General features: G+C 49.1%; 20 protein-coding genes. 3 read left to right on the top strand and 17 right to left on the bottom strand.

All coding sequences use genetic code 11. The features are described 5' to 3' along the window. Positions 1 to 122: 122 nt before the first annotated feature. The 10 genes from SHEWMR4_RS05130 to leuS form a co-directional block, all read right to left on the bottom strand. Positions 123 to 965, bottom strand: a complete 843-nt coding sequence (locus tag SHEWMR4_RS05130) for a septal ring lytic transglycosylase RlpA family protein (protein ID WP_011621780.1) — start codon at positions 963 to 965, stop codon at positions 123 to 125. Beyond that, positions 949 to 2,013 carry a lytic murein transglycosylase B gene (gene mltB, locus SHEWMR4_RS05135; RefSeq protein ID WP_011621781.1) on the bottom strand — a complete coding sequence of 355 codons (1,065 nt, stop codon included), beginning with the start codon at positions 2,011 to 2,013 and terminating at the stop codon, positions 949 to 951. The genes SHEWMR4_RS05130 and mltB overlap by 17 nt, the downstream gene beginning before the upstream one ends. Positions 2,014 to 2,030: 17 nt before the next feature. Next, positions 2,031 to 3,134 (bottom strand): rod shape-determining protein RodA, encoded by a 1,104-nt coding sequence (gene rodA / locus SHEWMR4_RS05140; protein WP_011621782.1) that lies wholly within the window; start codon positions 3,132 to 3,134, stop codon positions 2,031 to 2,033. Beyond that, positions 3,131 to 4,987 (bottom strand): penicillin-binding protein 2, encoded by a 1,857-nt coding sequence (mrdA, locus tag SHEWMR4_RS05145; protein ID WP_011621783.1) that lies wholly within the window; start codon positions 4,985 to 4,987, stop codon positions 3,131 to 3,133. Before mrdA ends, rodA begins: the two co-directional genes overlap by 4 nt. Before the next feature lie 60 nt (positions 4,988 to 5,047). Then, positions 5,048 to 5,518, bottom strand: coding sequence for a 23S rRNA (pseudouridine(1915)-N(3))-methyltransferase RlmH (rlmH, locus tag SHEWMR4_RS05150; RefSeq protein WP_011621784.1), 471 nt, complete (start codon positions 5,516 to 5,518; stop codon positions 5,048 to 5,050). Beyond that, positions 5,518 to 5,847 carry a ribosome silencing factor gene (gene rsfS, locus SHEWMR4_RS05155; protein WP_037430791.1) on the bottom strand — a complete coding sequence of 110 codons (330 nt, stop codon included), beginning with the start codon at positions 5,845 to 5,847 and terminating at the stop codon, positions 5,518 to 5,520. Before rsfS ends, rlmH begins: the two co-directional genes overlap by 1 nt. Positions 5,848 to 5,964: 117 nt before the next feature. Beyond that, positions 5,965 to 6,603, bottom strand: coding sequence for a nicotinate-nucleotide adenylyltransferase (gene nadD / locus SHEWMR4_RS05160; protein ID WP_011621786.1), 639 nt, complete (start codon positions 6,601 to 6,603; stop codon positions 5,965 to 5,967). 12 nt (positions 6,604 to 6,615) lie between these two features. Then, positions 6,616 to 7,647 (bottom strand): DNA polymerase III subunit delta, encoded by a 1,032-nt coding sequence (gene holA / locus SHEWMR4_RS05165; protein WP_011621787.1) that lies wholly within the window; start codon positions 7,645 to 7,647, stop codon positions 6,616 to 6,618. Positions 7,648 to 7,699: 52 nt separating this feature from the next. Then, on the bottom strand, positions 7,700 to 8,194 hold the full coding sequence (gene lptE, locus SHEWMR4_RS05170) for an LPS assembly lipoprotein LptE (RefSeq protein ID WP_011621788.1): 495 nt from the start codon (positions 8,192 to 8,194) through the stop codon (positions 7,700 to 7,702). Between the two features lie 59 nt (positions 8,195 to 8,253). Beyond that, a complete protein-coding gene (gene leuS / locus SHEWMR4_RS05175; protein ID WP_011621789.1) occupies positions 8,254 to 10,833 on the bottom strand; it encodes a leucine--tRNA ligase in 2,580 nt (859 codons plus the stop codon). A 121-nt stretch (positions 10,834 to 10,954) separates the two neighbouring features. Between leuS and SHEWMR4_RS05180 the strand changes: the two genes are divergently transcribed. Next, a complete protein-coding gene (locus SHEWMR4_RS05180; protein WP_011621790.1) occupies positions 10,955 to 11,455 on the top strand; it encodes a zinc ribbon-containing protein in 501 nt (166 codons plus the stop codon). Between the two features lie 61 nt (positions 11,456 to 11,516). Here the strand turns inward: SHEWMR4_RS05180 and SHEWMR4_RS05185 are convergent, their stop codons facing one another. The 7 genes from SHEWMR4_RS05185 to SHEWMR4_RS05215 form a co-directional block, all read right to left on the bottom strand. Further along, complete coding sequence (locus tag SHEWMR4_RS05185) at positions 11,517 to 12,011, bottom strand: type II secretion system protein (RefSeq protein WP_011621791.1); 495 nt, start codon at positions 12,009 to 12,011, stop codon at positions 11,517 to 11,519. Positions 12,012 to 12,026: 15 nt separating this feature from the next. After that, on the bottom strand, positions 12,027 to 13,577 hold the full coding sequence (gene lnt, locus SHEWMR4_RS05190; protein WP_011621792.1) for an apolipoprotein N-acyltransferase: 1,551 nt from the start codon (positions 13,575 to 13,577) through the stop codon (positions 12,027 to 12,029). A 42-nt stretch (positions 13,578 to 13,619) separates the two neighbouring features. Beyond that, entirely contained in the window at positions 13,620 to 14,495 is an 876-nt protein-coding gene (corC, locus tag SHEWMR4_RS05195) for a CNNM family magnesium/cobalt transport protein CorC (RefSeq protein ID WP_011621793.1), read from the bottom strand. Positions 14,496 to 14,534: 39 nt separating this feature from the next. Then, the gene (ybeY, locus tag SHEWMR4_RS05200; RefSeq protein WP_011621794.1) at positions 14,535 to 14,996 is read right to left on the bottom strand and encodes an rRNA maturation RNase YbeY; all 462 of its coding nucleotides are present in this window, start codon (positions 14,994 to 14,996) and stop codon (positions 14,535 to 14,537) included. Continuing rightward, positions 14,986 to 16,050, bottom strand: coding sequence for a PhoH family protein (locus tag SHEWMR4_RS05205; RefSeq protein WP_011621795.1), 1,065 nt, complete (start codon positions 16,048 to 16,050; stop codon positions 14,986 to 14,988). The genes ybeY and SHEWMR4_RS05205 overlap by 11 nt, the downstream gene beginning before the upstream one ends. 263 nt (positions 16,051 to 16,313) lie before the next feature. Then, on the bottom strand, positions 16,314 to 17,738 hold the full coding sequence (miaB, locus tag SHEWMR4_RS05210) for a tRNA (N6-isopentenyl adenosine(37)-C2)-methylthiotransferase MiaB (protein WP_011621796.1): 1,425 nt from the start codon (positions 17,736 to 17,738) through the stop codon (positions 16,314 to 16,316). Between the two features lie 139 nt (positions 17,739 to 17,877). After that, positions 17,878 to 18,210: a hypothetical protein gene (locus tag SHEWMR4_RS05215; protein WP_011621797.1), complete on the bottom strand. Its 333-nt coding sequence runs from the start codon at positions 18,208 to 18,210 to the stop codon at positions 17,878 to 17,880. A gap of 345 nt (positions 18,211 to 18,555) precedes the next feature. On the opposite strand from SHEWMR4_RS05215, the gene SHEWMR4_RS05220 reads away from it, so the two are divergent. Then, positions 18,556 to 19,782: an FAD-dependent monooxygenase gene (locus SHEWMR4_RS05220; protein ID WP_011621798.1), complete on the top strand. Its 1,227-nt coding sequence runs from the start codon at positions 18,556 to 18,558 to the stop codon at positions 19,780 to 19,782. Positions 19,783 to 19,949: 167 nt separating this feature from the next. Next, the gene (gene pth, locus SHEWMR4_RS05225; protein ID WP_011621799.1) at positions 19,950 to 20,537 is read left to right on the top strand and encodes an aminoacyl-tRNA hydrolase; all 588 of its coding nucleotides are present in this window, start codon (positions 19,950 to 19,952) and stop codon (positions 20,535 to 20,537) included. The last annotated feature ends 72 nt before the right edge of the window (positions 20,538 to 20,609 follow it).

Here is a 20,609-nt window from a genome sequence, read left to right on the forward strand (position 1 = left end):
TGTATTGAAAGAAAAGGCAAAATAGTTTCGCGAGTATACCACCCTTCGACAAAGGTTTTCAGTGAAGGTTCCTTCATCTGGGGTATTTTTAAGCTAAATCTATATCTTATAGTGAGCGGTCACTACTCCAAAACCATATAGCCTTCGGGGTAACCGTCTTGTTTCACTTTATTGAGTAATCGGTCGGCTAGTTCGGTTTGGCCAATTGGACCGAGCTGTAGTCTATACATATTGTTTGCCGGTTGTACACGGGTCTTGACCTGATATTTCTTCTCCAGATCCTTCGCCATTTTGTTCAGCCTATGCTGATCCTTCGAAGCCACCAATTGTATGTAGTGATTGCCTGAGGATTGAATACTGGCGATGGCGGACTGTGTCGCGGCCTGAGTGCCAATATAGATCACATCCAGCTTAATTCGCGCGGTACCTGTGCCTAGCATGCCCAGCTTATAAGCGGCGGCGTAGGATAAGTCCAAAATCCGGTCCGAATGGAAAGGGCCGCGATCGTTAATCCGAATAATGACCTGCTTATTGTTATCTAAATTAGTGACGCGAGCATAGCTTGGCAAAGGCAAGGTCTTGTGCGCCCCAGACATGCCATACATGTCGTAGGGCTCGCCATTTGATGTCTCATAGCCGTGGAATTTCTCACCATACCATGAGGCGCGGCCAGTCTCGGAAAAGCCTTGGCCCGAATCTAACACCGTATAGGACTCACCATAAACCGTGTAAGGTTTATTACCGCGACGGCTGTAGGGCTCGTATTTTGGGGTCGCGTTTGGCACATGGTCCACATTGGGTGGATTGATGGGCATCTTATCGTTTTTTAGCGCATAGCGGCCCTTGTTGGGATCCATGTTCTTGTTCTTCTCGCTGGCCGAGCCAGAATTAGAACTCGAGCAGGCCGCAAGCGCAAAACAGCAGCCGAGCATCAAGAGCTGTAAAAGATTATTTCTTAGCGTCATGTTGTTGCTTCAGTTGTTGGCTAAATTGGTAAACGGCCATGGAATACAAAGGGCTACGGTTATAACGGGTGATCACATAAAAGTTATTAAGCCCTAACCAGTAGTCCTTGCTATCCACTTGTTCCAGTTCGATAAGCATGGCCTTTTGCGAGGCATCTAAATCGCGGGCGGTGGCCAGCGATAAGCTTGGGGAGAGAATATCAGAAACCTTGTACTGCAACTTTTCGCCGGCCCACACTTTGGCTTTAGGCGCATTGGGACTGCTGTTCACTAAAGGAAGCGCAACGGGCGCGTGCAATTGCCAGCCGTGTTCATGGAAATAATTGGCAACACTGCCGATGGCATCCTCTGGACTCTGGAGTAAATCACGGTTGCCGCTGCCATCAAAATCCACGGCATAGTGGCGGTAGCTTGACGGAATAAACTGACCAAAGCCCATGGCGCCAGCGTAAGAACCCTTGAGGCTATTGATATCTAAGTGTTCTTCTTTTACCAGCTTCATCAGCTCGCCAAATTCCTTGCGAAAGAAAGTGGCTCTTGGCTCGTAATAAAACCCTAAGGTGTAGAGCGCGTCGATTACCGGATAATTGCCCGTGTACTGACCATAGAAGGTTTCGATACCAATAATGGCCACAATAATTTGTGGCTCAACTTGGTATTGAGTGGCAGCTTTGGCAATCATCGCCTCGTGTTTTTTCCAGAAGGCTAGGCCCGCGTTGAGGCGTTTCTCTGTGAGGAAAATTGGATAATACTGATGCCAAGGCTTAGCTTCCCAAGGGCGAGAAATCGCATCGATAACAGTCTGGTTGTAGTTGGCTTTGGCCAAGAAATTTTCCACTTCGGCTTGAGTAAAGCCTTGTGCCATTTGGGTTTTAATAAACTCTGCCTTTAAGGCCTCGGGTAATACAGGTGTTGGCGCCTGTGTGGTCACGGCCGCGCTTGGTGGCGGTGTCGTTGTTGCTGGCTCGTTCGCGGTTGAGCAGCCAATGAGGTATGAACTGAGGCAAAGCACTGCCAGTGGAGCCAAACAAGCTCGAAGAATAGGCATTAAGAAGTCCCTAAAAATTATCTATCTACAAAACGTCTATGGGTATGAATGCTCATAAGAATGCCAAACCCTGTCATCAATGTCAGCATGGAAGTGCCACCATAACTGACAAGGGGTAAAGGTACACCCACCACAGGCAGGATACCTGAAACCATGCCAATATTCACAAAAACATAAACGAAGAAAGTCAATGTGATACTGCCGGCAAGGAGTCTGGCAAAGCTGGTTTGCGCCCGAGAGGCGATGACTAAGCCGCGTCCGATGATGTACAGATACATCAGGAGCAGGATAATACTGCCTATCAGGCCAAACTCTTCACCGATCACCGCAAAGATAAAGTCGGTGTGACGTTCGGGGATAAATTCTAATTGGGATTGAGTGCCATCGAGCCAACCTTTACCCCAGAGGCCACCAGAGCCGATGGCAATTTTCGATTGGATAATATGGTAACCGGCACCTAAGGGATCCTGCTCTGGATCGAGTAGGGTCAATACGCGGGTTCTTTGGTAATCGTGCATCAGGAAGTACCAAAGGATCGGTAAGAAGGCTAATACGGCGGCAATAAACCCACCCACAATCGCCCAGCTCATGCCCGATAAAAACAGCACGAAAATGCCCGATGCGGCAACCAAAATCGAGGTGCCTAAGTCAGGTTGTTTGGCAATTAAAAGCGTTGGTACTAAGAGGATCACCGCAGCGCCCGCAAGGTAGCGTTTCTTCGGTGGCAGAGGGAACTTACTGATATACCAAGCCATAGTAATGGGGAAGGCGAGCTTAATCAGCTCCGAAGGCTGGAACTCCATAAAGCCTAAGTTCAACCAGCGCTGTGCGCCTTTGTTGATTTCCCCAAAAAAATGCACACCAAGCAGTAGCACAATCCCCGCAAGGTAAATCGGTAGGGCCCAGCGTTTGAGCGCCTCGGGATTGATCTGCGCCATGGTAAACATGATGCCTAGGGATAAAAACATCCTAAACAGTTGGCGCTCCATCATGCCAAGATCTTCACCGCTGGCAGAGTAGATAACGAACAGGCCAAAGCCCATGACGGCAAACAGGCCGAGCAGTAAGGGCAAGTCGATATGCAATCGTTGCCAGATGTTTTGACGTTGATGGGCACTCATGGCGTTGGTTTCCAAGTGTCTCTTAGCATGTATTCATCGAGCATGGCGCGGGCGACTGGGCCTGCGTTTGCGCCACCCCAGCCGGCGTTTTCCATTACCACAGCGAGGACGATTTTAGGATCTTCAAAGGGCGCGTAGGCGACCACGAGGGCGTTATCGCGGAAATGCTCGGCAATCTTATTGGCATCGTACTTAGTGTTTTCGGCCACGCCAATCACCTGCGCCGTACCGGTTTTCATCGCGGCCGTGTAACTGGCATCGGTGAAGCGAGACTTATGAGCCGTTTGGCGCATGGCTTCGTTGATGATTTTCCAGTTGCGCGGGTTCTTAAGTTCAATCGGCGGTAACTCGTTAATTGGTGAGTCAATTTTGGCCGTATTATCCTTAATCGACTTTAACAAATGCGGTGGGAAGCGGCGGCCATCATTGGCGAGAATGGCGGTGGCGCTAGCCAATTGCAATGGCGTGGCGGTCCAGTAACCTTGGCCGATACCGACAGAAATGGTGTCACCAATGTACCAAGCTTGGTTGTATTTTAAGCGCTTCCATTCCTTCGACGGCATATTGCCTGCCGACTCTTCGAAAATATCGACACCGGTATTTTGGCCAAAGCCGAATTGCTCCATAAAGCGGGCGATAGGATCGACACCGATTTTATAAGCCAATTCATAGAAGTAGGTATCGCAGGATTCCACGATTGCGCTGTAGACGTTCACCCAGCCATGGCCCCAACGTTTCCAGTCGCGGTATTTGCGCTCAACGCCGGGGATTTGCCAAAAGCCAGGGTCCCAAATACGAGTGTGTTCGGTGACGGCTTTTTCATCCAATCCCAGCAGGGCAATAATGGGTTTAACCGTCGATGCGGGCGCATACTGACCTTGGGTCGCGCGGTTAATCAGCGGGCGAGATTTATCATTCAATAAATCGCTGTAATCTTTGCTGTTAATCCCTTGAACGAACTGATTCGGGTCGTAACTTGGGCTTGAGACTAGGGCTAAGATGCCGCCGTCCCTCGGGTCGATAGCAACGATTGAGCCTTTATGGCCTTGGAGTAACTCCACAGCCTTTTGCTGCAATTGCAAATCTAGGGTTAAGTAAATATCTTGCCCTGGCTCCGGCGGTACGATTTTAAGGGTACGGATAGTTCGGCCGCGGTTGTTCACTTCTTCTTCGAGGTGACCCGGTGTGCCGTGCAGTAGAGATTCATAAAATTTTTCAATGCCTTGCTTACCAATATCCTTGGTGGCGGCATAGTTCTTCCATTGATCGTTACGCTCCAATTGGGCGCGATCACGGGTGTTAATTTTGCCCACATAGCCCAGCACATGGGTGAGCTGGCTCGCATAGGGGTAGTTACGCTTTAAACCTGCCTCGACGGAAATCCCGGGAAAGCGATGCTGGTTCACGCTAAAAATCGCCACTTGTTCTTCGGTCAGCTGATTTTTAAGGGTAAGTGGCTTAAAGCGGCGGTGAAACTTTAATGCCTCGGTAAAGGTTTCGCGCTCATCTGGGGTGATTTCGATTAACTTGCCTAGCTCGTCCAAGGTTTCGGACATATTGGCAATTTTCTCAGGCACCAGATCGAGGGAGTAAAAGGGTTGGTTTTCGGCGAGGAGTACGCCGTTTCTGTCATAAATCAGGCCACGGCTTGGGGCGATGGGCACGACACGAATACGGTTGTCATTAGAACGTGTTGCGTAATCTTTATAGGATTCAACCTGAAGGTGATAAAGATTGGTCACCAACACACTCAGGAGGGCGACAACACAAAAAAAAGTGAACAGCGCACGGCGCTTAAACAGTGACGCCTCGGCGGCGTGGTCGTGCATGGTTATCCGCTTTTTTGGCGACACTTAGGCTATCTCCAGCTGATCCCATCCGGGTGGTTGACACTCGTTAACATCAAGATCCCGTTATTCTCTGTGATAAGGGTGATTGGTGTTCACGCTCCACGCGCGGTATAAGCTTTCGGCAACCACAATCCGCACCAAAGGATGGGGCAGGGTCAATGCCGATAGGCACCAACTCTGATGGGCGGCTTCCTTACAGGCGGGCGCTAAGCCTTCGGGGCCGCCAACCAGTAAGCTCACATCACGACCATCGAGTTGCCATTTGTTCATGGCGGTCGCCAATTCCGGCGTAGTCCAGTTTTTGCCAGGAAGATCTAAGGTGACAATATGGTTGCCCTTAGGGATTGCCGCTAACATTTGCTCGCCTTCCTTTTGCAGAATGCGAACGATATCAGCGTTTTTTCCGCGCTTGCCGGCAGGGATTTCGATAAGTTCCAGCGCCATATCTCGGGGGAAGCGGCGTTGGTACTCTTCAAAGCCGCGGGTGACCCAATCGGGCATCCGTGTCCCTACTGCGATAAGTTGCAACTTCATTAGGCTTGCTTTTCTGACCAGAGCTTTTCAAGCTGGTAGAAATCGCGGGTTTGGTCTTGCATAACATGCAGGATCACGTTGCCCATATCCACCAATACCCATTCGCTGCTGTCGCGGCCTTCGATACCAATTGGTGGAATGCCAGCGGCTTTCGCTTCGAGCACGAGGTTTTCGGCGATCGCTTTCACGTGAGTTTTAGATGTACCTGAACAAATCACCATATAGTCGGTGATGTTAGATTGGTTGCTGACATCGATAACCACGACGTCACGGGCTTTTAAATCGTCGATTTTGTCGACAACAAACTGCTTTAATTCGGCGCTCTGCACGCTGATGTACCTCATTCATTTTAAATAGCGCGCTAGTATATCAGTCTTAAGCGGGGGAATACATTCTCTTAGCGATCTTAGCGGCTGAGTTTGTACTCTTAGCGCTTGATTTTCAGCCTAGGAAAAATAAAGCCGTTGTTTTTGAATGTAATTTAGAGTGACGGGTAGGAGGGCGTCCTGTGGAATTTCCCCCATGGCCAGCTGTGAGCGAATTTGGGTGGACGAAATATCCTGTGGGCTGATGTCGACGGTAAAGATGCGCCCATGTTGCGGCGCGCTTGAGTGACTTAAGGCTTCAAGCGTTGCGTGACGTGCGCTGAGCTCATGCTGCATTGGGTGCCCTTCGGCTAAATGCCAGCCCGGGCGCTGACATACCACAATATTGGCTAATTCAAACAGTTGCTGCCATTTGTGCCAGCTTTGCAGGTGAATAAACGAATCCATCCCCATGATAAAAAACAGTTCGTCATCGGGATAAAGCCGACTTAATTGCTTTAGGGTGACAACCGTATAGGATGGGCTGTTGCGTTTAGCTTCGATATCACAAAGCTCGAAACCTGTTAATGCCTCACATACCTGCGCGACCATTTCGAGCCGCTGCGCCGTGCTCGAGTGGGTGGTGTTTTTATGCGGCGGAATATGGTTGGGCATCAGCAGGATGTTATCCAGCTTGAGACTGGCTTTGACTTCCATCGCGGGGCGAATATGGCCGTAATGTATGGGGTCGAAGGTGCCGCCTAAAATACCGATACGCATTCAGTCAGTGCCTTAATCTAAGCTGATATGGGCCAAATGGCCGTGGGCCTTAGGATCGAATAATAAGCACAGGTGGCTGAGCCCTGTCCAATCTTCATGGCCTAATTGCTTTAGGTTCAGCTCCAGCTTAGACGCGAAGGCAAGCATATGTTCGATTTGGATGAGGCTTAAGCGCTGCAACGCAGTTTGGTACAAGGGTTTGCGTTTATCCCAAATTCGATGTTTACCAAACAGGCTATTTAAGGGCGCGCCTTGGGCTTGTTCACTCTTGAGGCTAAGCAGTAACTGTAGCTCTTTGAATAAGGCCCAGAGTAAAATCGGCATGGCCGTGCCTTCACCGTTGAGCTGGGCCAGCATATGCTGAGCACTGTCTTGACGATTATTCAGCAGCGCATCGGTGAGCTGAAACACAGTAAAGCGGGATTGATCTTCAAAGTAATGGCTTAACTCGTCAGCACCGATAGGCTGGCTTGGGCTTAACAGTTGTAGTAACTGCATGGCCTGATCGGCGGCGAGTAAATTCCCTTCGTACAGTGTGTACAGCATAGCGCGCGCATCGGGCTGTAAATTCAGCTTAAAGTGCGCAATGCGTGAGTCGAGCCAACGTCTGAATTGATCGCCCTCTGGCGTAGTGCAGGGCAAATAAATCCCTAAACTATCCAAGGTTTTGAACCACTTGCTATTGGTTTGCTCGCTGGCGAGTTTTGGACCTTCGAGGATCAGCAGCACATCGGGATTCGGCGTTTGCAGCAACGCTTGTAGCGCCGCCGAACCCTCTGCACCGGGTTTTGCGTTGGGTAGTGTTAGCTCAATGATGCGCCGACTAGAAAATAGGCTCATGGACTGCCATTCTTGGGTCAAGTCACCCCAGTTAAAACCCGTTTCTTGAATTAACTGAACACGCTCTTCAAACCCTTGGCGTTTGGCTGCTTGGCGGATCTGATCCTTGGAGGTTTCGAGCAACCAAGGATCATCACCAAAAATCAGGTAGCAAGCGTGAAGCGGATTGAGATGGCGGGAGAGTTGATCAGGATAAACACGCATTTAAACCACTCTCCACATTTTATTGCAGTGCCACATTAATTTGGACCCTGCATTAATTCACCTCTGTGCTGGCCATGGATTGCAGGATCCGGTCGGCCGCCTGGATACGCATTTCTTTGACTAACAGTTCCATCTCACGGCTTTTCGCCAGTGCGGTGCGAGGGTCGTCTAAGTAATCGCGGCGAATTTCAATCTTGAAAGGCTGCGCCTCTTTGCCCGGCAAGGCCACGGCAAATTCGACGAAATAGATAAGCTCATACTCAGCCACATTGCCCGTAGGGTAAAGTGACAGGGTAGAACGCTCTAAGGAGTCTGTGATGAGCCTTAACACTGGCACATCATTGGCAGCATCGACAATCTTGACGTTGTTCAAACGTAACCGCTCACGCACCAAACGGGTGAGTTCGCTGTATTCGTCCGAGCTGCTCAAACTGAGTTGATTGAGCTGCTCGGGGATTTGGTAGCTACGTTGAAGCTTAAAACCGCAACCTGCGCTGGTCATAATGACCAGCGCCATGATTGCGAAAGCTAAGCGTTTAATTAGCATAAGTTTTCGCGGTTTCCTGTTTGTCTTGTGGACAGCATCCGTTTATCACAGCAACGATGTTAGTTGGCAACGATGCTGAGCAGTTTACCGGGTACATAGATAACTTTACGAACCGTAACACCATCTAAGTACTTGATGACTTGCTCGTCCGCCATACCCAGAGCCTCAACAGACGCTTGGTCAGCATCGGCAGCGACAGTGATTTTAGCGCGCACTTTACCGTTCACTTGTACCACGATGAGTTTGCTGTCTTCTACCAGTGCAGATTCATCCACAACAGGCCATTGGCTGTCTTCGATGCTGTTGGTGTTGCCCAGTTCGTTCCACAGGGTGAAGCTCACGTGTGGGATGATTGGGTACAGTAAACGCACTACCGCAGTTAAAGCTTCACCGATAATGGCTCGGTCTTGACCTGTGGTTTGTGGCGCTTTTTGCAGGTGGTTCATCAGTTCCATCACGGCGGCAACCGCAGTGTTGAACATCTGACGACGGCCGATATCATCGGTCACCTTAGCGATGGTCTTGTGCACTTCACGGCGCAGCGCTTTTTGCTCGCTAGTTAATTTGCTAACGTCTAAGGCTTCACTGTTGTCCTGCGCCACATAATCGCTGGCCAGTTTCCACAGACGTTTGATAAAGCGGTGTGCGCCTTCAACGCCTGACTCTTGCCATTCCAGCGTTAATTCTGGTGGTGATGCGAACATCATAAACAGACGCACTGTGTCGGCACCGTATTTCTCTACCATCACCTGTGGGTCGATACCGTTGTTTTTCGACTTAGACATCTTGCACATACCGGTGTAAACCAGTTCGTTACCGTCTTTATCGATGGCTTTGGTGACTCGGCCCTTGTCGTCTTTTTCTGTGGTCACTACATCCAGCGGAGACACCCATACACGGGCACCTTTGTCGTTGTTGTAGTAGAAGGCATCGGCTAAAACCATGCCCTGAGTCAGCAGTTGTTTCGCTGGCTCGTTAGAGTTAACCAGACCCGCATCACGCAGCAACTTGTGGAAGAAGCGGAAGTATAACAAGTGCATACAAGCGTGTTCGATACCACCAATATACTGATCCACGGGTAACCAGTAGTTAGCCTTGGTTGGATCTAACATTTGGTCTGCTTGTGGGCTGCAGTAACGGGCGTAATACCAAGAAGACTCCATAAAGGTATCGAAGGTATCGGTTTCGCGTAGCGCATCTTGGCCGTTAACTTGGGTTTTCGCCCACTCTTTATCAGCCTTGATTGGGCTTTGAATACCATCCATCACCACATCTTCTGGCAGAATCACTGGCAGTTGATCTTCAGGCGTAGGAATAACAGTGCCGTCGGCTAAGGTCACCATAGGAATCGGTGCGCCCCAGTAACGTTGACGTGATACACCCCAGTCGCGTAGACGGTAGTTTACTTGGCGTTTGCCTTTACCTTCAGCCACTAACTTGTCGGCGATGGCATTGAAGGCGCCGTCAAAGTCTAAACCGTCGAACTCGCCAGAGTTAAACAGTACGCCTTTTTCGGTGTAAGCCGCTTCGCTGATGTCTAACTCGCCATCAACAGGCTTGATTACCGCTTCGATGGACAGATTGTACTTTTTAGCAAATTCGTAATCGCGTTGGTCGTGGCCAGGGACTGACATCACGGCACCAGTGCCGTAGTTCATCAGTACAAAGTTCGCCGCCCAAATAGGCACTTGTTTGCCTGTGATGGGGTGAATCGCATAAAGACCAGTCGCGACACCGCGTTTTTCCATGGTGGCTAAATCGGCTTCTGAAGTGGTGCTGTTTTTGCACTCTTCAATAAATTGAGCCAGCTCAGGGTTAGTTTGAGCGGCTAATTCAGCTAATGGATGACCCGCAGCAATCGCCACATAGGTTACGCCCATCAGGGTATCGGGACGGGTTGTGTAGATATCGAATGACTTGTCGCTACCTGCCACACCGAAGGTCATCTCAACGCCTTCGCTGCGACCAATCCAGTTGCGCTGCATGGTCTTAACTTGCTCAGGCCAGCCGTCTAAGGTGTCGATATCGTTTAACAGTTCTTCGGCGTAGGCGGTGATCTTAATGAACCACTGTGGAATTTCTTTTTGTTCTACAGGGGTATCACAACGCCAGCAGCAACCGTCTTGTACCTGCTCGTTGGCCAGTACGGTTTCATCGTTAGGGCACCAGTTAACAGAGGCTGTTTTCTTGTAAACTAAGCCTTTTTCGTAAAGTTTAGTGAAGAACCATTGTTCCCAGCGGTAGTATTCTGGGGTACAAGTGGCGATTTCACGGCTCCAGTCATAGCCAAAACCTAACAGTTTTAGCTGATTCTTCATGTACTCAATATTTTGATAAGTCCATGGTGCTGGGGCTGTTTTGTTGTTGATTGCGGCGTTTTCTGCAGGCAAACCGAAAGAGTCCCAACCGATAGGTTGTAGCACGTTTTTGCCTTGAAGACGCTGGAAGCGGGCAACCACATCGCCTATGGTATAGTTGCGAACGTGTCCCATGTGGAGTCGACCTGAAGGATAGGGGAACATCGAAAGGCAATAAAACTTTTCTTTGTTCGCATCTTCAGTAACTTCAAAGGTTTTGTTGTCGTGCCAGTGCTTTTGCACTAAGGCTTCAATTTCTGAGGGATTATATTGCTCTTGCATCACGCTATTTCCGGCAGTGCCGCCTATTTATTTGATCTAACGCCATATCGACGCGAATAAGATCTGCATAGAATAAACTAGAAGCGATGCATTAAAAAGGTTCTATGAAGGAGTATTGGTTATGAATGATAGAAGTAGTGCGCTACTGGGACTGTATCAAGCCTTAATTAACGAAGTGAAAGCGCAATTTGCGGAAGATAACTCGCTGACTGCAAAGAATTTATTTAAGTCTGTCACTCAAGGGAAGGAGTTTTTACGCCTCAAAGAACAAGCGGGGGAAGATGAGCTCGCCTTAGTGGAGCAATTCTTAAAGCGTGATATCGCCAGCTTTTTGCGTGAGCAAAATGCTGACAGCTTAAGCCACAGCCCGACGGTGATCACCCTTGAAAACACCCTTTGGCATTGGTTAAGTGAAATCACTGACCGCAGCCAAGTGGAGTGGCACGAGTTGACTCAAGACTTCAAGCACCACGGCTATTACCAGAGTGGCGATATTGTCAGTCAAGGGGTGATGGTATGCACTAACTGCGGCCATGAAATGAGTATCGAGTTCCCGGGAGTGATCCCAGATTGCCCCGAGTGTGACCATGAAGAGTTTACCCGCGAGGCATTAACGCCTTAAGGGGATTGCTTCAACGTGCATAAATAAAAAACGACGCTTAGCGTCGTTTTTTTGTGAGTCATCAACAGCCTTGAACATTGATATCGTAAAGCGGCGGAGTGCTCGAATCGGCAGCTTGGGTGTAGCGGAAATAACACTGATCGTCGTCGACGATAGAATTGTCATTTAAGTCGTAACCAATATAAGTAATATCAATGCCTTGGTATTGAATAACGAGTTTATCGTCTTTCGTTATCCATTTTTCGATATCGGTATTGTCCAGATATCCCCACTTGAGACGAGTGTCGACCGTGCCATTACCATCGAGGTCGATGTCGATAATATCGTCACGGCCCACAACGGCTTGGCTTTGCAAACTGGGCATTTGGGTCTTGGAATAGGCCAAGGTATTGGCGGTTTTGACGCTGGCTTGGAGTTGCAGCAGACTTTTCTCCCGCGCCTCTTTGCTCATACCGATAAATTTCGGCGCCGCAATAACCGCTAAAATCCCGAGCACTATGATAACGACGACGAGTTCGATTAAGGTAAAACCTTGAATGCGTTTCTGATTAATCAATTTCTAACTCTATTGTTATTTTTTACGACGAATAAACCCGACTAACAGCAGCGCACCACACAGCAGTAGCAGTGGTGTTTGACCGATTTTGGCAAACCAAGTTTGGCCTGTCACCAGTGGAATCGTCGCGCTTAGCACGCCCGTTTCGAATTGCGGTAGTGCAGCTGTGATATTGCCTTTCTCATCAACTACCGCGGTCACGCCGTTGTTGGTGGCGCGCACTAGCGGACGGCCCAATTCGATGGCGCGCATTTGGGCGATTTCCATATGCTGCAACGGCCCATTTGAGGTGCCAAACCACGCATCGTTCGATACGGTTAACAGCAGATCGGTGCCGAGGTTAACACTGTCACGCAGCTGCTCTGGGAAGGCGATTTCATAACAAATTGCCGGAGCAATTTTATGGCCTACGGCGCTCAAGTTCGGCTGTTGATAATCGCCCCGAGCGAAGGAAGACATCGGCAGATTGAAGAAAGGTGCGATCGGGCGCAGTAAGGCTTGAAAGGGTACAAACTCGCCGATAGGCAGTAGATGGTGTTTCTTAAACTGGTTGCTGCCACCGCTCTCATAATCCGGCGTATCTTGCTGTTTCTGATTATGGTTACCTAGCACGATCAAAGAGTTATAAAACTCGTTCTGTTGACGGCTAATAATCCCCGTGATGATTGAAGTGTGGTTAAGGTTGGCGACCTTGTTAGCATTATCCAAAAAGTCTTGCACTTGGTAGTCAGGTGCAGGGATCGCTGCTTCTGGCCAGACGATAATGTCAGCGTCGAAGTGCTCACGGGATAAATCCATGTATTTCAGTAGGGTTGGCCAGAGCGACTCGGGTTCCCATTTCATACTTTGGGGAATGTTTCCCTGCACTAGTGCAACTTTGACTGACTCGCCTGTCGGTTGGATTTGCGTTAGCTTTGGGGCAACCCAAGCCGCAGCCGCGATGATGGGCAGTAAAATCAACAGGCTTTTGTAGCGCTTGCTAAAACACAGGGCTAAGGCGCCTGCGAGCATCGCAATTAAGAAACTGAGTCCTAGTGCACCAATAATACTCGCGAGTTCCTTTAATGGACCTTGGGTTTGGGAGTAACCAGCCCAGATCCAGGGAAACCCTGTCATTACCCAGCCTCTAGCCCATTCGGTTAAGACCCAAAGCGCGGGGAAGAGGAGCAGGTTACGCCATAGCGAGGGAGTATTAGTGCGGGTCAACCACGCTAAACCGAGACCCGTTAAGGCCGGATAGAGGGCTAAATAGAGGGCTAACAGTGCCATTAGCCCCACTGAGGCGGCCAAGGGTAGGCCACCGAAGGTGTCCATACTGACATGCACCCAACTGATCCCAACGGCAAAACAGCCAAAACCAAAGCTTAACCAATGGAAGAAGCTGGCTTTAGGAGTCAAGGAGTCACTCAGCCACAGGGCTAAGGCCATGGCGACGGGATAGATAATCCACAAGGAATAAGGGGCAAAGGAAAGCGCCGTACTGGCGCCTAAAATAAACGCCAGCACGAGCCGTAACACGCTCAGTCGGGACTTTTGTTGGGCAAAAGCCCGAATGTTAGTTAGCACGGATAATTCTTCTTACACTGAGCGTTATTCTTACGCAGAGGGTTATTCTACGTCTTCACCGACATTGGGATCCGGGAGTTTAACTCTGAGTTGGATTAAGCGTCTGGTATCGGCATTGATGACTTTAAATTCAATACCTTCGATCATAATGCTCTCATTACGCTCTGGTAGATGACCAAAGGCATGGGACACTAAACCACCGACGGTATCAAACTCTTCATCGCTGAAGTGAGTATTGAATTCTTCGTTAAAATCCTCGATAGGCGTCAACGCTTTTACCATGTAGACAGTGTTACCGACCTTGCGGATCTCAGTGTCTTCAGGGCTATCGTGGTCGAATTCGTCTTCAATCTCACCGACGATTTCTTCGAGAATATCTTCAATGGTCACTAGACCCGATACTCCGCCGTATTCGTCGACGACAATCGCCATATGGTAACGCTGGGAGCGGAATTCTTTGAGTAACACGTCGACGCGTTTGCTCTCTGGCACAACGACGGCGGGGCGGATCACGCGCTCAAGGGAGAAGGGTTCGTCACTGTTTGAAAAACCATAAGGGATCAAATCTTTAGCCAGTAAAATGCCTTCGATATGGTCCTTATCTTCGTTAACCACAGGGAAGCGAGAATGGCCTGAACCGATAACAGTTGCGAGCAACTCTTCGACGGTATTGTCGATTTGTATTGCGACAATTTGAGCACGCGGGATCATAATATCCCGAACACGCATATCAGAAACTTCTAATACACCTTTGATCATTTCGCGGGTGTCTTCGGTGATTAACTCGCGCTGCTCTGCGCCATCAATCACATCGACTAAGTCTTCACGATTTTGAGGTTCGCCCTGAAATAACTGGCTTACTCTGTCAAACCAGCCTTTCTTTTGGGCGCTCGTACTCGGGGGGATATCGTCACTCATAGTTTTCTCATTAACCTTGATGCTTTGCACCGCGGTTAATTATTGTTCCTTATATGGGTCAGTAAAACCTAAGCTTTCAATGAGTTGAGTCTCTAACGACTCCATCTCTTCGGCTTCTTCGTCTTCAATGTGATCATAACCTAGCAGATGCAGGCAACCATGTACAACCATGTGTGCCCAATGGGCTTCTAGGGTTTTATCTTGTTCACGCGCTTCATTTTCAACGACTGTGGCACAAATGACAAGATCTCCAAGCAGTGGAAGTTCAATTTCTGGCGGTGCTTCAAAGGGAAACGATAGCACATTGGTCGGTTTGTCTTTTCCTCTGTACGTGCTGTTTAGCATTTGGCTTTCACGGGAATCGACGATGCGAATGGTCAGCTCCGCCTGTTCCATGCTGTTACCAATGGCGGTTTTTACCCAGAGGGCAAACTGCTCTTCACTCGGCAGATAGTCACTCGCCGTGGCGTATTGCACATCTAAGGCTAAATCAAGACTCATGCTTTAAGACTTCCTCTTGTGTTTTTGATTGCGCGTGTTGATAGTCGCGGCGCTCTTTTTCAGCCTTTAATGCCTGCTCTTTACGATCGTAAGCATCATAGGCTTCAACAATCCGAGCAACCACAGGGTGGCGCACTACGTCTTGAGACACGAAGAAGTTAAAGCTGATTTCCTCGACTTGGCTCAGGACTTCAATGGCGTGGCGCAGACCCGACTTAACATGTTTAGGCAAGTCTGTCTGGGTGATGTCACCGGTGATCACCGCGCGTGAGTTAAAGCCAATACGGGTTAAGAACATTTTCATCTGTTCGACCGTGGTGTTTTGGCTCTCATCGAGAATAATAAAGGCATCGTTTAGGGTGCGACCACGCATATAGGCGAGCGGCGCCACTTCGATGACGTTTTTCTCGATTAAGCGTTCCACCTTTTCAAAGCCGAGCATTTCAAACAAGGCGTCATAAAGTGGTCGTAGGTATGGGTCGACTTTCTGGCTTAAATCGCCGGGTAAGAAGCCGAGTTTTTCCCCTGCTTCAACTGCGGGGCGGGTGAGCAGAATACGGCGCACTTCTTGACGCTCTAATGCATCAACGGCGGCGGCCACCGCTAAATAGGTTTTACCCGTTCCCGCTGGGCCAATACCAAAGGTAATATCATGGCGCACAATGTTGGCCACATAGGTGCTTTGGTTGGGGTTACGCGGTTTAATGACGCCACGGCGAGTTTTGATAAATAAGGCTTTATCATCACCGCTGTCGTCCTGTTCGAGGGCGATGGCTTCTTGAATTGCCAAATGCACCTGCTCAGGATCGAGATCTGGCGTGCTGCCCTTGACCGTTTGGGTTTCGATATAGAGCTGCTTAAGTAAGTTATTGGCACTTAAACAGTTACGCGGCAGTCCGGTAATTTGAAAATGGTTGTTCTTACGGACTATCTCAACGCCAACGCGACGCTCAATCTGTTTGATATTGTCATCGAAGGGACCGCACAGCGAGGCCAAACGGCGGGTTTCTGCGGGTTCGAGATACAGATTCATTGTGGTTAATTTACTGGACAAATAGTACTCCTATTGTCAAATACCAAGCAAAGTGCTGAATGAAAAGCCAAGTGCGATGCCTGTTTGCTATCGCAGTCTCTAATCAGAAGATAATCTCAGTTTACGAGCCATAACGGATAATTGCTAACGGAAAATCGTTAAGCCCAAGGGTTTTGAATGACTGCTCTATAGAAGGCAAAAGTACACAAAACAAAAAGGGCGACACTGAGGTTAACTAAACCATGTCGCCCTGATATAGGTGCTACTCGCTCGATTTTAAACCCTTAAGGTTTAAATTGTGTCACACCGAGATCGTCATCCTGTTTGTGTTTGGCCAGAATATCCGATGGGCGCAGGTTGCGGCGCAGATCCATCTCATCTTCACCACGGATAAATTTACCGCGTAGTGAGTTAGTGTAAACGTCGACAATTTCGACATCCACAAAGCTACCAATGTGCTTCGGTAGACCTTCGAAGTTGACGACACGGTTGTTTTCGGTACGGCCGCGCAGCTCCATAGGGTTTTTCACCGATGGGCCTTCAACCAGAATACGTTGTACTGTGCCCATCATATGGCGGCTGTAACGCATGGCTTGTTGAGTGATACGGTCCTGCAGAATCGCCAGACGCTGCTTTTTCTCTTCCATATCAACGTCATCGGGTAAATCTGCCGCAGGTGTACCTGGGCGCGCACTGTAAATAAAGCTAAAGCTGTGGTCAAACGCCACATCTTCAATCAGCTTCATGGTATCGGCGAAGTCTTCTTTGGTTTCGCCTGGGAAGCCAATGATAAAGTCAGAGCTGATTTGGATATCAGGACGGGCCTTGCGCAGACGGCGGATGATTGACTTGTACTCAATCGCCATATGACCACGCTTCATTGCCGTCAGAATGCGGTCAGAACCCGATTGCACTGGTAAGTGCAGGAAGCTGACTAATTCAGGAGTATCTTCGTAAACGTCGATAATATCCTGCGTAAATTCAATCGGGTGACTGGTGGTGAAGCGAATACGGTCGATACCATCGATAGCGGCAACATAGCGTAATAGCTCGGCAAAGGTACAAATGCCGCCGTCGTGGGTTGCACCACGGTAGGCGTTAACGTTTTGACCGAGCAGGTTGACTTCGCGCACACCTTGTTCTGCCAGTTGGGCAATCTCGAGGATGATGTCGTCCGATGGACGGCTGACTTCTTCACCACGGGTATAAGGCACCACGCAGAATGAACAGTACTTGCTGCAACCTTCCATGATAGACACAAACGCCGTTGGGCCTTCGGCGCGCGGTTCTGGTAGACGGTCAAACTTTTCGATTTCAGGGAAGCTCACGTCGATCACGGCCTTTTCGCCACGACGCACTTGCTCGATCATATCTGGCAGACGGTGCAGTGTCTGTGGTCCAAAGATAATGTCAACGCAATGAGCGCGGTCTTTGATCGCTTTACCTTCCTGCGATGCAACACAACCACCAACCCCAATAATCAGATCGGGATTTTTATCTTTGAGGGTCTTCCAACGACCTAACTGATGGAACACTTTTTCCTGTGCTTTTTCGCGGATAGAACAAGTGTTTAGCAGTAGAATATCTGCTTCTTCCGCTTCTTCAGTTAAGGTGTAACCTTGGTATTCGCCTAAAAGATCCGCCATCTTGGATGAGTCGTACTCATTCATTTGACAGCCCCAAGTTTTAATATGGAGTTTTTTGCTCATCAGTTGTGTTGCCCTACGCTGCCCTGTAAAAAGAGTCCTGAGCCGTCGTTGCCCCATAAAAAGACCAACAGACCGCCCAGTCAAAATAGCGCGACATTTTACCCGCAGTTATGGCTGCTGACCAGCTTTGTCCACATTTTTACTCGCTAATGCCCTGATATTGTGATACCCACAAAGAAGCTAGGTTTATCTCAGTTGGTTGATTTTGCGCGAGCGATGGTTGGCTAAATTGGGCGGCATTTGCCATTTCTAACAAGCTATTACGGGCTTGAATGCTAATGTCTTCACGGATTTCGAGTCGAAATACGCTCAACATTTCCGTGGTATGTATATATAAGGCATAATCGACGGGATCGCGGTAGCTGACGGTGATGGTTTCCATCGTTGGTGTTGCGGCCAAGGCATAACTAAATGGGATCGCGCTGCAAATTAGTAGACTACTGGCTATCTGCAAGTGGATGAGTGTTTTCATGACATCCTCACTAACTCTATTAAGTGGATTCACTGGTAACTCGTCCCGAACGGCTAGGGCTCGCTAAGTGAGAGGCTAATCGATTGAACCCCGCTGACAGCCTTAAATTCCCGCGGGGATGTTTTAGAGTGTAACGGGTTTAAGGGAAGGGAAAACTCGCCTTTGTAAGCAACTGTGAGCAAATGCCCCTCTAGCAACATTTGCTCACCGTTGAGCCGAAATTGACATGCTTTTAACAATGTCCCGATTAAGAGTGATGTGCTTTAACTGAGATAAAGTGATGTGCTTTAACTGAGATAAAGTGCGTCAGATAAATGGAAAGAACAGTAAAGAGTGGTAACTAAGATGAGTCAAGCGATAAGCCAAACACTGCAGCCTGAACAGACAACCTCAGACACTCGCGTATTTGATGTGATTTTAGTTGGTGGCGGCATGGTGGGGGCGGCGACGGCCATAGGGCTGGCAAAGCAAGGATTACAGGTGGCCGTGATTGAATCATTTGCCCCCGAGGCTTATTCCCCTGAGCAGGCATTAGATGTGCGTGTGTCGGCGATAAGCGTGGCCTCTGAACAGTTGCTCGGGCAGTTAGGCGCGCTCGAGAGCCTGCTTAACATGCGTAATGTGCCTTATCTGGGCTTAGAAACCTGGGAGCTTGATGGCTGCATTACTCAATTCCATAGCTCACAAATCGGCGCAAGCCATTTAGGGCATATTGTTGAAAACCGTTTGGTGCAACTTGCCCTGTGGGAGCAAATGCAGCAATGGGATGCGATTAAATTGTTTTGCCCCGAACGTGTGGCGACATTTTCGCGCCTCACAGACGGGGTGAGTGTGCACTTACAATCCGGTATTCAACTTGAGGCAAAGCTGCTCATCGGAGCTGATGGCGCCAACTCGCAGGTGCGCCAATGGGCGGGGATTGGCATCTCTGGGTGGGACTATGCCCAATCGGCGATGCTGATTAATATCCAAACCGCCCAAGGTCAGCAAGATGTCACTTGGCAACAATTTACCCCTAACGGCCCGCGCTCGTTATTACCTCTCCCCGGCAATCATGCGTCGTTAGTCTGGTATGACGATGCCAATCGCATTAAACAGTTAATGCAGCTGAATCATAAGCAGCTTGCCGACCAAATTCGCCAACATTTTCCCGCTCGCTTAGACAGCGACTTTACCGTTGAAGCCAAAGGCAGTTTTGCCCTCACGCGCCGCCACGCGAATGCCTATTTTAAGTCGAATGTGGTGATTTTAGGGGATGCGGCGCACACAATTAACCCGTTGGCTGGCCAAGGGGTTAACCTCGGCTTTAAAGATGTCGAGGCCTTACTAACGGTAATCAAGGCTGCATTAACCGAGGATAAACCTTGGTGGTCCACCGAGGTATTAAACGCCTATCAAGCCAAGCGTTATCGCGATAATCAGCTGATGATGACGACCATGGATGTGTTTTACGCAGGCTTTAGTAACGACATTCTGCCACTTAAATTACTGCGTAATGGCGCGTTAAAACTGGCCAATATTAACTCCCCCATCAAGCGAACCGTGCTGAAGTATGCGATGGGCCTCAATTAGGCCACATCGAGAGTGCTGACTCACTCGGCATTTGTTGACTTACGCATTGAGTGCTAAAATGCCGCGTTTTTAACGAGCATAAGCGGCATTATTAACTCAAGATGGTCGTCCATGTGCACTTTGCCATCGACCAATTAACACAGTATTGAGTGCCATTAGTGGGTGTCATGAGCGAAATTAAATTAATCGTAGGTCTTGCCAATCCGGGCGCCGAATATGCGCAGACTCGCCATAATGCGGGTGCTTGGTATGTGGAAGAATTGGCCCGCATCTGTGGCGTCAGCTTAGTGCCGGATAGCAAGTATTTTGGCCTCACCGCCAGAGCCGTATTGCATGGCAAAGATGTGCGTTTGCTGATCCCAACGACTTATATGAACTTAAGCGGCAAAGCCGTGGGGGCCTTAGCGAATTTCTTCCGAATTACGCCTGAAGAAATTCTAGTGGCCCACGATGAGTTGGATATGCCGCCCGGTGTGGCTAAATTTAAACTCGGTGGCGGTCATGGTGGCCATAACGGTTTAAAAGACATTATTGCTAAACTGGCTAATGATAAAAACTTCTATCGTTTACGGATTGGGATTGGCCATCCCGGCGATAAGAATAAAGTCAGTGGTTACGTACTGGGTAAGGCGCCAGCCAAAGAACAAGAGCTGATCAACGCCGCCGTAGATGAAGCCGTACGTTCCACTGAAGTGCTATTTAAAGAGGACATGGTGAAAGCCATGACTCGCTTACACTCCTTTAAAGCGGAGTAAGCCCTGTGCTCGCGGCCTGCGAAAAGAACAGCGAACACCAGGACAATAGAATTAATTAATGTACTGCCTAAG

Source organism: Shewanella sp. MR-4 (assembly GCF_000014685.1).
GTDB lineage: Bacteria > Pseudomonadota > Gammaproteobacteria > Enterobacterales > Shewanellaceae > Shewanella.